The organism is Neolewinella agarilytica, assembly GCF_900110645.1.
Taxonomy (GTDB): domain Bacteria; phylum Bacteroidota; class Bacteroidia; order Chitinophagales; family Saprospiraceae; genus Neolewinella; species Neolewinella agarilytica.
This window is the reverse complement of the sequence record NZ_FOFB01000007.1, coordinates 101,139-115,129: the sequence shown is the minus strand read 5'-3', so window position 1 is coordinate 115,129 and position 13,991 is coordinate 101,139. Positions and strand designations below refer to the sequence as shown.

Genomic DNA, 13,991 nt, shown 5'->3' with positions numbered 1-13,991 from the left:
CCCCGGCGTTCTTTGCGGAACGGCTTCATTAATTACCTTTACTTTTATGAGACAATTTCTGCTCTTTTCCATCTTTTCTCTTCTAATGACTTTCTCGTCCTGCGGTGAAAAAGATAGTCAGCTGGATAGGCCGTCTGACCCTTATGCCGTAGCAAGTACAGAGGGGGATGCGCTCAATGTCATTGTTGAAATTCCGGCAGGAACTAACCAGAAAATTGAGTTCGCGCAAAAAACCGGTTTTGCCAGCGATACCCTTAATGGAGGGAGAGCACGGGTCATTAATTTCTTGCCCTACCCCGGTAATTACGGCTTCGTGCCGTCTACACTGATGGACCGTGCCCGCGGGGGAGACGGAGATCCTCTGGATGTTCTCGTCCTCAGCGAAAGTTTGGAAACCGGCACTAAAATTGCAGCCAAACCCATTGCGGCGCTTTTGCTAAGAGATCGCGGTGAGATTGATACAAAAATCATTGCGGTGCCGGCAGATTCTTCGTTGCGGGTTTTTGATGTCGATAACTTTCTGGACCTGGCCCTGGAAAACGATGCTGCCCGCTCTATCATTGAGACCTGGTTCCTTAATTATAAAGGCCCCAAACAAGTTGAGTTGATTCGTTGGGAAGATGAGTCCTACGCCTGGAGAGAGGTTAGAAAATGGAAGACTGATTAGTGGCCGTAAGGCAAATTGCCTGCTTGCACCGGGGATGTTGGCATACCATATTCTAAATGAATTGCGTTAAAAAGGTCGTTAAAACCACCTTTTTCTAATCCATAATCGCAAAAAGTTGTTAAATAATTAGCTGTTTAGGCAAAAAGATGATGCTTCTTGGGGTGCTAACGGTACCTACTCCCTTATTTTGCGTCTAAGTAGTTAGAATACGTCAGTATTTTCCCACTGGCTTTTTGTATCTTAAAGTAATCCCTACAGATGAAACATCTACTCATTGTACTTGCATTATGTGCCTTCACCGATCTGTCTGCTCAAACTTTTGAGTGGAATAGCAAGTCTCCATCTTCTCCTCACCCTAATGAGGTACAGCCGGCGCAGACCAATCTGGCGGCCTATGAAAAAGCTTATAACGAACGGCAAAGCGGAATGGCGGGCATTTATAATCCGAATCTCAACGGAAGCAGCACCGTTTACGGCGAAACCTATAAGTCAACGGAGCTTACGGCAAGCCATACCATTCTCCCTTTGGGAACGCTAATCCGTTTGGTTAACCTTGACAATAACCGCAACGTTACTGTACGGGTTAATGATCGCGGTCAGGAATGTCCGGATTGTTTGGTGATGTTAAGCCAGGCAGCGGCCGATCAACTTGGTATTAATTACCGGGGCAGAGTTAGCGTTGAGAGAGTAGGTTTTAGCAATTGGAACCCGGCTCCGCCCCTCACGGCTGCTCCGGCACCGGTTGCTTATGGCAACCCTGCACCGGTTACAACCTACCGCAATACGCCCGCTACGGGTGGTCAGCCCGGCGTGGTTCGCCCGGTAACGATTGAAGGTGAAGCCTACGGCTGGCAGTCAAAGGGGAATGATCACCGCCCTGCATCCTACGGGACGCCTCAGCCAGCGGCGTACGGTCAGGCTAGTCAAAATCCACAGACCTACTCCCGTCCGGCAACTTATGGAACTCCGGCACCCAGCAGCGGCAATTACGCCGTTATGTCTGCACCTCAGACTAACAGTGGGTCAGTAATGTCTCGGGAAGTTTACCCCGCAGCTACTGCTACTCAGCCTAATATCACTTACAGCCGCCGTCCAACGACAGTTGTCCCGCAACCTGCTGCTGTTACGACAACTCCCAGTGTACAAACAACGGTACAGCCTCAGGTATACCAGTCTACACCTCAGGCCTATGGTGCAACGCCACAGCCTGCGACTGTTGCCCAGGTAGCTCCACCACCTTCTACGGTGGTTCGCTATCAGGAGAATCGTACGGTTCAGGCTCCACCAACCTACAATACACCTGCTCCTGTCGCCTATGGAAATAACACTACGGCGCGTGGGGTAAGTCAACCCGCGGCCTCCATGCCGGCCCCAGCCACTTCACCTAGCGGCTATGCGGTGCAGCTCGGCGCCTACAACAACGAACTGTACGCTAAAAACCGGGTTAATCAGCTGAAGCAAGCCGGCATTTCAAATGTCTTTTACCTCAGCGCAAGAAAAAATGATGGCCAAATCATCAACCGTGTGTATGCAGGCACTTTCGGTAGTATGGCAGATGCACAAGCAGCGGCCAACAACATTCGGGCGGGGCACCAAATAGCTGGTATTGTAACCAGCCTCTAATCAGGATAAACGATTTCCTTCTCTGAAACGCGGAGGCACCAGGCTGGTGCCTCCGCGTTTTTCGTTTATGGAGTGAGGAAATCCCTTTTCAAGGTTGCAAAACGGAATTAGAGTGTGGATAAATGAGCTTTTTTGAAAATAAAATTGCTAAATCTCAAACTATCTCCATTTTTTATTAGTTATTCATGCAGCCAATTTTTTGGCTTGCTTTGTGAGGTCATCGGACATCTGTACGTCCGCTGTCTGAATTGACAGAATTATTTGGGATTATAAGAGTTTTAAAGTACGCTACATTATGAACCAGTTACGAACGCATCTGCATCCCGCAGTACTGCTATTCATCATCAGTATATTCATCTTTTTAGCTTTTGGTTGTAGTCCTAAAGCTCCTGAAGTAAGAAGTGTACTGGTATTTTCCAAGACTGCAGGATTCAGGCACGCTTCTATTGAGCAGGGAAAAGAGATGTTTCTTCGTTTGGGTAAAGAAAAGGGCTTTCAGGTCGATACGACTGAGGACGCTTCCGTATTTACGCAGGATCAGCTTTCTAAGTACAATCTTATTGTTTTTCTAAGCACTACGGGAGATATTCTAAACCCAGCTCAGGAGATAGAAATGAAGCGCTTCATGCAAGCTGGTGGAAACTGGTTGGGCATCCATGCGGCAGCTGATACTGAATATGGCTGGCCATGGTACAATGAACTGGCGGGTGCCTGGTTTCTTAGCCACCCTAAGCATCAGGATGCAACCGTACTGGTCTTAGAAGACAACCACCCTTCAACGGCTCACCTGAATAAGGAATGGAAGCGATTTGATGAATGGTACAACTATAAAAATATTCAGGAAGGCATTACCCCGGTATTACGGGTTGATGAAAACTCTTATGAGGGGGGAGAGAACGGAGACTATCATCCCATTGCCTGGTACCGCGAATTTGAGAACGGAAGAACCTTCTACACCGGTCTTGGGCACACGCCGGAAAGTTATACGGACCCGGACTTTATCGCTCACATATGGGGAGGGATGGAATATGCCTGGGGAGATAATCACCCGGTGGATTATGCCGGAGTAAAGGCCACGCCAGAAGAAAATCGCTTTCAGGTGGAAGAACTCGTCATGGGCATGAATGAACCCATGGAGTTGGAGCTATTGCCTGACGGCCGGCCGATTTGGATTGAGCGTACGGGAGCGGTAAAGGTCTATGACCCTGACTTCGAAGCGGAGGCTGAAATCGCTAATTTTGACGTCTGGACTGAATTCGAAGACGGAATGCTGGGTATCGCCCTGGACCCCGACTTTGAAGCGAATGAATGGTTTTACCTTTACTATAGCCCAAATATTGAAGAAAGTGTAAATCGCCTGAGTCGGTTTAAGTTGTCAGGGAACAGTATTGATAAAGAAAGTGAACAGATAATTCTTGATGTACCTACGGACCGGAATAAATGTTGTCACTCCGGAGGAAGTATCGAATTCGGCGGCACGGGTTTACTCCACCTATCCATTGGTGACAATACCAATCCATTTGAATCAGACGGCTTCGCCCCCATTGATGATAGCCGGGACGAACCTAATTTTGATGCTCGCCGGTCTTCTTCAAACACAATGGACCTGCGGGGAGGGATTATCCGAATCAAAGTAGAAGAGGACGGTAGCTACACCATTCCGGAGGGTAATTTGTTTTCTGACCCAGAGCAAGGCCGTCCCGAGATTTATGCCATGGGTATGCGTAATCCTTTCCGTATTCACGTTGATCAGCGTAATGGCAACGTTTACTGGGGAGATGTGGGGCCGGATGCAGGAAAAGATAGCCTGGGAATGGGACCCAGAGGACATGACGAAGTCAATGTCGCCCGGGAAGCAGGCTACTTCGGGTGGCCACTTTTTATTGGTGACAATAAACCGTACCATCAAAGGGATTTTAAAGCAGGAACTACCGGTGAGGCCTTCAATCCGGCGGAACCTGTTAATGATAGCAAGCTCAATACCGGAGCTCGTATACTTCCACCGGCACAACCAGCCATGATCTACTACCCCTATGCCGTTAGCGAGGAGTTTCCCCAGTTAGGCACCGGTGGCCGAAACGCCATGGCTGGTCCTGTCTTTTATCGTGATGACTACGAGGATAGTGATCATCGCTTTCCGGAATACTATTCCGGCAAGTTCTTTTTCTATGACTGGATGAGGGATTATATCATGGCCGCTGAGTTAGATGAAACGGGCTATGTAACGGAGTTCGAGCCTTTCCTCCCTTCTCAAAAACTACTTCACCCAATGGACATGTTGTTTGGGCCGGAGGGGGATCTCTACGTTATTGAATACGGTAACAAGTGGTTTAGTATCAATCCGGATGCCCGCTTGCTGAGAATTCGTTACAATTCTGGTAACCGGCCGCCAGTTCCTGAACTGGAAATGGTTCACACCATTGGCGGAGCTCCTTTTCATCTTGTGGCTGATGCTTCCGGTAGCATTGATTATGATGGAGATGAGATGAGCTTTAGCTGGATGCTGAACGACGAGGTTATAGGAAAAGAGAAAGAACTTGACTATGTCACCGACGAAAAAGGAGAGCATACGCTTACTCTTGTAGTAGAGGATAGTGAAGGGAATAGGAGTAGCAAAGAGACCACCGTACTGGTAGGAAACAATCTTCCTGAGGTAGCTTTAGAGTTTTCGGGGAACCGTTCTTTTTTCTTTGGTGGAGATCAATTGGAATATCAGGTTAAAGTCACTGATGCTGAAGACGGTGAGATTGACCCTCAGGCCATTACCGTTAGTCTGGATTATTTAGAGGGCGAAGACCTCGTAGAGATTGAGCGCGGCCACCAGGTGGCCGGTAAAGGAACCGACTTCGCCATCGGCAAGGCTCTGATCGACGGACAAGACTGTGCTGGATGCCACGCCGTAAACGAAAAAAGTATTGGCCCCAGCTATCAGCAGATTGCCGATAAATACCGGAAACAAGCTGATGCTACAGACTACCTGGCCGGTAAAATTGTTGCCGGAGGTGGTGGTGTATGGGGAGAGCAGGCGATGAGCGCTCATCCCGATTTACCCAGGGCGGATGCTAAGCGTATGGCTGATTACATTCTTAGCCTTTCCGGCCCTCCACCCGGCAAAAAGAGCCGGCCTTCCAGTGGGAAACTTGTGCTCGACCAACACAAAGCGGGTATTCCCGGCAGGTATTACCTGCAAGCAAGTTATACCGATAAGGGGGCAGGAGATGGTCTGCCAAGGTTAACTACCAAGGAAGTCGTCATGCTAAGACCCGCAAAATTTGGCGCTCATGCCTTTTCGCAAGGCAACAAGGTAATGGCTTACCACTTAGACGGGAAAGACAACCCGATGGGAGATGAGGAAATGGACGTGCTCGTTGCCAGTGGTGGCGGATGGGCAAGCTATGGTAAACTTGACTTAACGGGGATTTCTGCCGTAAAGCTGGAAGTTGCCCTGGTGCCTAACATTACCTCCGGAGGTACGGTTGAGATTCGGGCGGGCCATCCTTCAACCGGAAAAGTAATTGGAATGGCTACCATCAAGCAAAAGCTCTCTACTTACGGAGTCAATGACCTGATTGTGTCATTGGAAGAAAAACAAGATGGCGAAGAGGAGCTTTTCTTCCGGTTTAAAGCTGATAGTGACGCCGCAGAAGCAGTGCTGGGCGCAGTATTATCAATGGAGTTTATGCGAGAGCAAACCAGTAGATAATTGATGTAGTGGGCAACTTTTGAAGCCCTTTAGAGGTTAATTATAGGTAATTCCAATGTTAATTGAATGTAAAGTCGTGTCTTTGCATTCAATTCCTAGCGGGCAGTATCCTTCTTTAAGGTAGGTGACCCTCTCCTGGCAGCTGGTAAAAAGCTGCGTAGAGGCCAGGTTCGTTAGTGGCAATTGAAGATTTTATCAACAAAAATTAACCATCATGGCTACCCTGATCTATAAAGAAAAGCAACGCTACAATGACAAGATGACTTTGTCACTTCTCATTATTGGTACCATTGCAGCAGTATATGGACTCGTGTCTACGGTGTTCAATAACATGGAGGCTGGTAAGGCTATAGCTTATACGCTTATTGCACTTTCACTGGGAGGAATCCTCTGGTTCTTGCGCCGTCTGCAGCTCAAAGTTGTTGTCAACGACAAGAAAATCAAGTATAAACTAGCGCCTTTGCACGATAGCTCCCGAAAGATTTCCTGGGAAAACGTCGAGTCCTGCAAAATTGTAAAAACGCCTCTGCTGGCTCCGAACCACGGTAGCAAGCACCACTTTGGTGGGGAAAAGCGGTTGACTTTTTACGGTCGTAACGGATTGTCAATCCGCACCAAAGACGGCCAGAATTTTTTTATTGGCGTTAAGGATGTTGATAGCCTGAGATCGGCTTTGAAAGGACATGAACTATTGCTGGAGAAAGCCTGAAATTAAGTTCTGTTTATAAAGGCTCAGGAAGGCCGACATTGGTAGATACTGGTGTTTGTCTGACAACTTACACGGGTAAAGGCGGAATCAGTTTACAAGCAGTAACCTTTAGTGGTGTTCAGGGGAGACAAACAATGTCTCCCTTGCTGCTAAAAAAATTGCCTGCACCTGCGTCCGCGCCCATAATGACGGGGATTTAGGACTTAAATACATTTGATAGAGGGGGAAGTCTGGTGACCTTGGGCTGGGGAAACGTCCAAAGGCTGGTTGACATACAATAAACGACCCACCGTTTACCTTTACTTTTCCAGACAAGTCAAATTATGCTACGATCATTCGTTGCGGTCCTGATGATCGCTTTCTCTGCCAGCCTGAGTGCTCAGAAGTTTTCCGCCATCTACAAACCATCCGATGCTGACATCCGGCAGGTGACCATCGCCGGATGGGAATCTTTTCTTAGTGAGCATCAGCGGCAAAACGCTGCTGGTTACCGTCTTACCGATCTGGAGACCTATAAGCAGGGAGGAGACGAAAGAAAGTATGTGGGGATCTACTCTGAAAGCCCGTTGGAAGATCATGTCGAGAAAGCCAGCAGCTGGGCGGGGTTTATTAAGCTCAAACGGGCGAAGGTGAAAGAGGGCTATACAATGATTGACGTTGCTGCCGTCGTGCTGAACGAGAGTGATTACGATTTCTACGGGGTTTGGGTTAAGGAGGCTAACCCAACGATCCATAAGGTATGGTTACTGGACAGCCGGGAGACCATCCTCAAACGGACTCGTGCGATGGCTAAAGACCGTTTCAAGATTAAGCGGGTCTTTGTACTTAACATCCCCAACGGCGAGCCTTCCTTTGTCGTCCTTTATCATTTCTCTCCGGTGAACAGATTCAACTTCCTCTATTTCGCCAATACTCTGGAAGAATTCACGGAGGAATATCAGGAACGAAAGAAGAGTAAGGTTGAACTCATCGATTTTGACCGTTTCCGGGAGGGTAATAAGACCCAGTATGTTGCTGTATTCCAGGATGGAGAGTACGATAGTGCGTTCTTATCCGGTAAGTCCATTGAAGAAATAACGGCAGAAGCCAAAAAACTAACGGATTCACGCGGACTGAAGCTGGTCAACCTGAGTGTTGATTAGGTAACGCGAACCATAAGCTGCAACCAGCCCCTCCTTTGGCAAAGCTAAAGGAGGGGCTTTCATATTTGTACGGAAGCTTAAATTATACTGTACGAACACCGCAAACGAGTCCTAAGCCTACAACTCGTTTTTCAATAGGATCTGGCCGGTAAGGTAAGTAACGGCATGGCCCGTTAACCGTACTTTTTTACCCCTTACTTCGCAGAGGAGGTCACCTCCTCGTTTAGACACCTGCCGGGCGGTCAGCTTTTTCTTTCCAAGTTTTTTCGCCCACAATGGGGTAAGTACGGTATGCGCCGATCCGGTAACCGGATCTTCATCGATGCCGTAGTAGGGGAAAAAACCACGGGAAACAAAGTCATACTTTTTGCCAGGAGCCGTAACGAGGAGGCCGCGATACTTTTTCATTCCCGCCAGTAACGGAAGGTTTGGTTTCAGGTTTTCTACCTGTTTACGGTTTTTAAGGACGACGACCAGGTCATCAGTCCCAAGATGAACCTCTAAAGGCTTGATCCCTCCCAGCACACTTCTTAAGCCCTTTGGAGATTTTATCTTCTGGGGCGTATCAAGGGGGAAGTCCATACTGTAGCTTCCGTTCTTATTTGGTCTGACGGTGATGGTGCCCGCTTCTTCCGTTCTAAAAAGCATTTTTTCGGGCTTGGCTTCACTCGATTGGTAGAGAATATGAGCAGAGGCAAGAGTGGCATGGCCGCACAGCCTGACTTCCATCGCGGGTGTGAACCAACGGATGTGAAATTTGCCGGCGCCCCGGACGGTCACAAAAGCCGTTTCGGATAAATTATTCTCTGAGGCGATGTTTTGCATCAGTTCATCCGGTGGAAATACCGGGACAGGAACTACTGCTGCTGGGTTGCCGCCGAATGTGTCCTTGGAAAAAGCGTCTACCTGGTAAAGTGGAAGTTGGCGCATCTGTCTAATTTTCAATGAGTTTGCAATATTTTTAGTGGCCGTTGATTGTGTTAGCCTAAGAAAATGTGGTGTTTTTTTATTCAGGGGTGTGACTAATAGCATGTTGACACGTCCGAAACGCAAATAGTTTGATTTTAAAGGCGATAATCCTACTCAAGCTGCTATTTATACATGCACATTTATCTACAAAGCAATGAATTATATGAACCAGTCTCCCGATCACCTTTTTTTGAGGGAGGGAACTACCTACATAAAGATTCCTCTGTCTGAAATTCAATTCATCGAGGCAGATGGGAATTACGCCTACCTTCAAACGAAGTCAAAGCGATTTGCGATTAAGCGCTCCCTTGCTGCCATTAGTGAAGAATTAGCTGCTCCGGAGTTTGTACGGGCAAGTCGCGGTATTCTGGTCAATTTTGATCAGGTTGACCGTGTCAGCTTCGCGACAGGAACCATTGCTATCGGTGAGCGCGAACTGAAGATGGGAAAAGCCTATCATGGCGAAATCAAGAGCCGGATGCCCCGACTCTAGCGAAGATATCATAGTGTCTCAATATTGAATTGTAAAATTTTTAAGCGAATTAACCTGCTTCATAGCCAGGATGCCATTGTGTATCCTGGCGCTTTTTTTTTGCGAAAGCGATTCTTTTCCGGAAAGATAAACCTTTGACCCCTGCTCGTGCATTTCCATAATGTGAAGTTTATAGTATACGACATTGAAGCCACCTGCTGGGAGGGGCGTCCTCCGGGAATGGTGCAGGAAACCTTAGAAATCGGGGCTTGCGCCATGGACCGTTACGGAAATATTGAAGGGCATTTCAGTCGGCTGATTAAGCCAGTGATCCACCCCAAGATGAGTCACTTCTGTCAGCGTCTCTTAAAGATAGATCAGCGCGAGGTCAACCGGGCCAGAGACTTTAAGCGGGTCATACAGGAATTTCAGGATTGGGTAGGGGTAGATGAGAACGAATACCTGCTGGCCTCCTGGGGAGACTTTGATCGGGAGCAGCTGATGGCTGATTGCCGCTTACACCGACTGGAAGATTACTGGCTGGACGAACACATCGATCTGAAAAAGCAGTACCAGGAGATCAAAAACCTTCCCAAAAAGCGAGGGCTGAAGTCAGCCGTCAAGCACGAAGGCTATCAATGGGAAGGAGAGCAGCACCGGGCTCTGGTGGACGCCCAAAACACGGCTAAGATCTTTCGGGGGATGATCGATATGTGGCGATTCTGAGTTGCGTATCTTTGCGCTCCGATCCCGATTATGCAGTGTAAACGATCCATATCAATATCCTCTCTGTTGTTCTTACTACTGGCTTTCACTGCTTGTGAAAGGGGCGTTGCTCACTTAGAGGAGGACTGCCAGCTGACAGAAGACGCTGCCTTCAGCCTGATGAGTTGTGACCCCGCCACGGGGATGGATTTTCGTAATGACCTCCACTATACCGATCAACTTAACCCCTATACTTACCGCAATTTCTACAACGGTGGCGGAGTTGGTATTGCAGACTTTAACGGAGATGGCTTACCGGACATATTTCTAAGTGGAAACTTAGTAGATAATAAGCTGTACCTCAATCGGGGAGACTGGCATTTTGAAGATGTTACCGCAGCGGCGGGTGTTGCCTGCCCGGACAGCTGGTCTACCGGAGTTGCTATCGTTGATATTGATGCTGACGGTGATCAGGACATCTACGTTTGTAAGGCCGGCCCGCCAGCAGGGGAGAAAATTGCGGGAATGACGGGGGTTCGCCATAACGAACTATTCCTGAATAATGGAGATGCTACCTTCCGCGAAGCCTCCGCCGAATACGGCCTGGATATTGTCGGACTCTCCATCCACGCAGCTTTCTTTGATTATGATCAGGATGGCGATCTGGACGCCTATCTGCTCAACAACTCCACACGGTCTACTACGGGCTATGACCTGAAAAAGGGACTGCGGGAAACAGCGGACCCCGAGGGAGGGAACAAGTTGCTTAAAAACTTAGCCAGCGAGAATGGCAAGGGCTTTTCCGACGTCACCCAACAAGCCAATATCTATTCCTCCGCCATTGGCTTCGGGCTGGGGGTAACGGTCGGAGATGTGAACGAAGACGGCCTGCCGGACCTTTTCGTCAGCAACGATTTTTTTGAGCGGGACTACCTCTATTTCAATAACGGAGACGGAACTTTTCGCGAAGATTTGCCCGCCTACTTGCCGGAAATAAGCCAGGGAAGTATGGGCGCTGACTTTGCGGATCTTGACAACGATGGCCTGCCGGAACTCTTTGTTACCGAGATGCTGCCCCGTCAGGAATACCGCCGTAAAACAACGGCGGCCTTCAACGGCTGGAACCGGTACCAGCTGTTTCGCGATCAGGGCTACCACCAGCAATTCAGCCGTAACGTGCTGCAACATAACCGGGGAGACGGACGCTTTAGCGAGCTAAGCCGGATGGCTGGCGTGGCCGCTACGGACTGGAGTTGGGGAGCCCTGTTGTTCGATATGGATAATGATGGACTGCGCGACATCTTTGTGGCCAATGGAAACGGTAAAGACCTGCTCGATCAGGATTACATCAACTTCAACGCTAATCCGGAAGCCATCCGCAAAGCCATCTTCGAGGAAGGAAAGAGCATCACGGATGTTATTGATAAAATACCGGCCCAGCCGCTGGTGAATGGGGTGTTCCGGGCGGATGGGGAACTGGCGTTCACGGAGGTCGCAGCAGCCTGGGGGCTGGATCAGGAGACGTTTAGCAACGGCGCCGCTTACGGCGACCTGGACAACGACGGCGACCTCGATCTGGTGGTCAATAACATTGACGGCCGGGTGGGGGTGTACCGCAACAACACACTGCTGCCGGGGCGCACCTTGCACCTGCGTCCGCGCCCTTCCCCGAACACGGACGCTATCGGGGCCAAGGTGTACGCCTATGTGGGCCAAAGAGTTACCTACACCGAACTGCAGCCGATGCGCGGCTTCCAGAGTACGGTTGATAAGCGCATTCACGTAGCCGGCGAACCGGACTCAATACTTGTTCGCTGGCCGGAAGGCGCCTGGGAAACGTTCCGGGAACTGCCCGGGACTCCGGTACTTCAACTAGCGCAAGGCAAAGGTCTGGCGCGCACGCAGGATGCAGTGAAAGTTGACAAAAGCAGGGTAGGGGACCTGCCCAATATTCGGGTTTTGCAAAAGGAGATGCCCGGCTCCCGTCATGTGGAGGACCGGGCCACGGAGTTTGACCGCGATCCCCTGCTCCTGCTCGGGCTCAACAACGAAGGCCCGGCACTGGCCTATGGTGCTGCCTTCTCCGACTGTAAAAGCTGCTACGGCTACCTCGGCGGTGCTGCCGGCCAGTCTGGCCAAATGATCATTGCCGGTAAGGCGAGCCTTAAAGCCGCCGACCTTTTTGCCGAAGATGCTGCCGGTGAAAACGTCGACGCCGTCTGGTTTGACGTTAACGGCGATAATATGGACGATCTCTATGTCGTCAATGGAAGTCATCAATTCGCCAACGGCTCCACTGCCCTGATTGATAAGCTCTACATTACCCGGAGCAATGGCACCCTGAAGCGCTCCAGCCAGATCCTGCCCGTCAGCAACAAATTTGTCTCCGGCTCCTGTGCCCGTCCCTACGACGTGGACGGCGACGGTGACCTGGATCTCTTCGTCGGCGCCCGCCTCCGGCCCGGCACTTACGGTGTTCCCGCGGATTCTTACCTGCTACTCAATGATGGCAAGGGGAATTTCTCCGACGCTAAACTCCCGGGCCTCCAAAAACTCGGCATGGTCACTGACGCCGCCTGGGCGGAGATGGACCTCGATAAAGAGCCGGAACTCGTCGTCAGCCTAGACTGTGGCCCGATTGTTATTCTCCACTTTAGTGATGGTCGCATCGAAGAAAAAGAAGTTATACCCAATAGCGGCGGTATCTGGCATACCCTTTCGCTGGGGGATATGAACGGTGATGGCTCGACGGACATTGTCGCTGGAAACCACGGCCTCAATACCAGCTTTCGTGCCTCCGAGACTGCCCCGCTGGAACTCCACGTCAACGACTTCGACCGCAATGGCCGGGCTGACCAGCTACTGGTCATGTACGACGAAACCGGAAAGCGTTATCCCCTGACCCTCCGCGACGACCTGGTGAAAACCATGCCCGCCCTGCGCAAGGGATTGCCCACTTATGCTGACTATGCAAGTAAGCGCTTCGACGAACTCTTCCCCGCAGCCCTACGCGATAAATCGGTCGTCTCCCAAATCCATGAGCTGGCCTCCGTTGTTTTTCTCAACGGCGGTAAAGACGGGTATGAGAAACAGCCGCTACCGCGCGAAGCGCAGTTAGCTCCCGTTTACGCCATTGCTACAAGTGACCTCGATGGAGATGGTGACCTGGACCTCATTATTGGAGGGAATCAAACCGTCGCTAAGCCCGAAATCGGCATCAATGCCGCCAGCTTTGGATCCATCCTGCTCAACGATGGTAAAGGCGCATTCATCGCTCTGGGCCCGAAAGAAACCGGCATGGTCCTGGAAGGGGATATTCGACAGATTAAATCAACGGGTAATCGGTCCTTCACCGTGGCCCGCTCCAACGGAACCTTAATTCAACTGCAAATCGAACGATGAGAAAACTGATTTTCCTTTTCGCGCTGCTGGGTGGATTGACCCTCACCAGCTGTATTAACGATGCTGACCTGCCCCCGCTGGAACGCTACGAGAAAGCGCACGCCCGTGGCGTAGCCAGCAAGCAGAAGACCAACGACTTTTTCCTCGGCCTTGAGCTGGGGATTGCTAAGCGGGAATATTACGACCGATGCACGGTTCTGAATAAGAACCAACAGATTACGATGGCTGGAGGTGGTAATGCCGTTGATCATCAACTGCCTGATGAACTCGACCGGCCGGCAACAATGACTTTCGCTCCGGACTTCGGCGACAGCTACACCGTTGAAGCTATGGATGTCCTCTTCTCCTACGTAGACTGGTCTCCATGGAATAAAAATGCTCACAGTGATAAGCTCCTCAAAGACGTGGCGGAGTGGATGGACGAACAATACGGAGGGGAATGGATCGTAGTACCCCACGAAGTACTGGGGAGCATCGTTACCCAGGTAAACAATAACCGGGCTATTGCCATCTGGATGAAAGACAGCCAGATCGTGCAGGCCCGATTTACAGATTTAAGCGTACTCCCCGAGGAAAAACTGGGGCAAAAAATCAGGTAG

General features: G+C 50.1%; 10 protein-coding genes. 9 read left to right on the top strand and 1 reads right to left on the bottom strand.

Annotated elements, in window-relative coordinates; genetic code table 11:
- Positions 1–46: 46 nt before the first annotated feature.
- The 5 genes from BM123_RS08210 to BM123_RS08190 all read left to right on the top strand — a co-directional run bounded on the left by BM123_RS08210 (position 47) and on the right by BM123_RS08190 (position 7,844).
- Positions 47–667, top strand: a complete 621-nt coding sequence (locus BM123_RS08210; RefSeq protein WP_090167160.1) for an inorganic diphosphatase — start codon at positions 47–49, stop codon at positions 665–667.
- A gap of 258 nt (positions 668–925) precedes the next feature.
- Positions 926–2,290 carry an RlpA-like double-psi beta-barrel domain-containing protein gene (locus tag BM123_RS08205; protein ID WP_090167158.1) on the top strand — a complete coding sequence of 455 codons (1,365 nt, stop codon included), beginning with the start codon at positions 926–928 and terminating at the stop codon, positions 2,288–2,290.
- Positions 2,291–2,585: 295 nt separating this feature from the next.
- Positions 2,586–5,993: a ThuA domain-containing protein gene (locus BM123_RS08200; RefSeq protein ID WP_090167157.1), complete on the top strand. Its 3,408-nt coding sequence runs from the start codon at positions 2,586–2,588 to the stop codon at positions 5,991–5,993.
- Positions 5,994–6,207: 214 nt separating this feature from the next.
- Positions 6,208–6,702 (top strand): hypothetical protein, encoded by a 495-nt coding sequence (locus BM123_RS08195; RefSeq protein ID WP_090167155.1) that lies wholly within the window; start codon positions 6,208–6,210, stop codon positions 6,700–6,702.
- A gap of 323 nt (positions 6,703–7,025) precedes the next feature.
- Positions 7,026–7,844 (top strand): hypothetical protein, encoded by an 819-nt coding sequence (locus tag BM123_RS08190; RefSeq protein ID WP_139211813.1) that lies wholly within the window; start codon positions 7,026–7,028, stop codon positions 7,842–7,844.
- Positions 7,845–7,961: 117 nt separating this feature from the next.
- On the opposite strand, the gene BM123_RS08185 is transcribed toward BM123_RS08190, so the two are convergent.
- Positions 7,962–8,774, bottom strand: a complete 813-nt coding sequence (locus tag BM123_RS08185; protein WP_090167151.1) for a PhzF family phenazine biosynthesis protein — start codon at positions 8,772–8,774, stop codon at positions 7,962–7,964.
- Between the two features lie 202 nt (positions 8,775–8,976).
- Here BM123_RS08185 and BM123_RS08180 point away from each other — a divergent pair, with 202 nt between their 5' ends.
- The 4 genes from BM123_RS08180 (at position 8,977) to BM123_RS08165 (ending at position 13,991) form a co-directional block, all read left to right on the top strand.
- A complete protein-coding gene (locus tag BM123_RS08180; RefSeq protein WP_175489296.1) occupies positions 8,977–9,306 on the top strand; it encodes a LytR/AlgR family response regulator transcription factor in 330 nt (109 codons plus the stop codon).
- A gap of 162 nt (positions 9,307–9,468) precedes the next feature.
- Positions 9,469–10,011: a 3'-5' exonuclease gene (locus BM123_RS08175; protein WP_090167147.1), complete on the top strand. Its 543-nt coding sequence runs from the start codon at positions 9,469–9,471 to the stop codon at positions 10,009–10,011.
- A 66-nt stretch (positions 10,012–10,077) separates the two neighbouring features.
- Positions 10,078–13,392: a CRTAC1 family protein gene (locus BM123_RS08170; protein ID WP_175489295.1), complete on the top strand. Its 3,315-nt coding sequence runs from the start codon at positions 10,078–10,080 to the stop codon at positions 13,390–13,392.
- Entirely contained in the window at positions 13,389–13,991 is a 603-nt protein-coding gene (locus BM123_RS08165) for a dynein light chain family protein (RefSeq protein WP_090167144.1), read from the top strand. The genes BM123_RS08170 and BM123_RS08165 overlap by 4 nt, the downstream gene beginning before the upstream one ends.

What these genes read in the sequence shown, in the direction of transcription:
- BM123_RS08210 (WP_090167160.1), top strand. Translation starts at nt 47, where the DNA reads ATGAGACAATTTCTGCTCTTTTCCATCTTTTCTCTTCTAATGACTTTC.
- BM123_RS08205 (WP_090167158.1), top strand. Translation starts at nt 926, where the DNA reads ATGAAACATCTACTCATTGTACTTGCATTATGTGCCTTCACCGATCTG.
- BM123_RS08200 (WP_090167157.1), top strand. Translation starts at nt 2,586, where the DNA reads ATGAACCAGTTACGAACGCATCTGCATCCCGCAGTACTGCTATTCATC.
- BM123_RS08195 (WP_090167155.1), top strand. Translation starts at nt 6,208, where the DNA reads ATGGCTACCCTGATCTATAAAGAAAAGCAACGCTACAATGACAAGATG.
- BM123_RS08190 (WP_139211813.1), top strand. Translation starts at nt 7,026, where the DNA reads ATGCTACGATCATTCGTTGCGGTCCTGATGATCGCTTTCTCTGCCAGC.
- BM123_RS08185 (WP_090167151.1), bottom strand. Translation starts at nt 8,774, where the DNA reads ATGCGCCAACTTCCACTTTACCAGGTAGACGCTTTTTCCAAGGACACA.
- BM123_RS08180 (WP_175489296.1), top strand. Translation starts at nt 8,977, where the DNA reads ATGAACCAGTCTCCCGATCACCTTTTTTTGAGGGAGGGAACTACCTAC.
- BM123_RS08165 (WP_090167144.1), top strand. Translation starts at nt 13,389, where the DNA reads ATGAGAAAACTGATTTTCCTTTTCGCGCTGCTGGGTGGATTGACCCTC.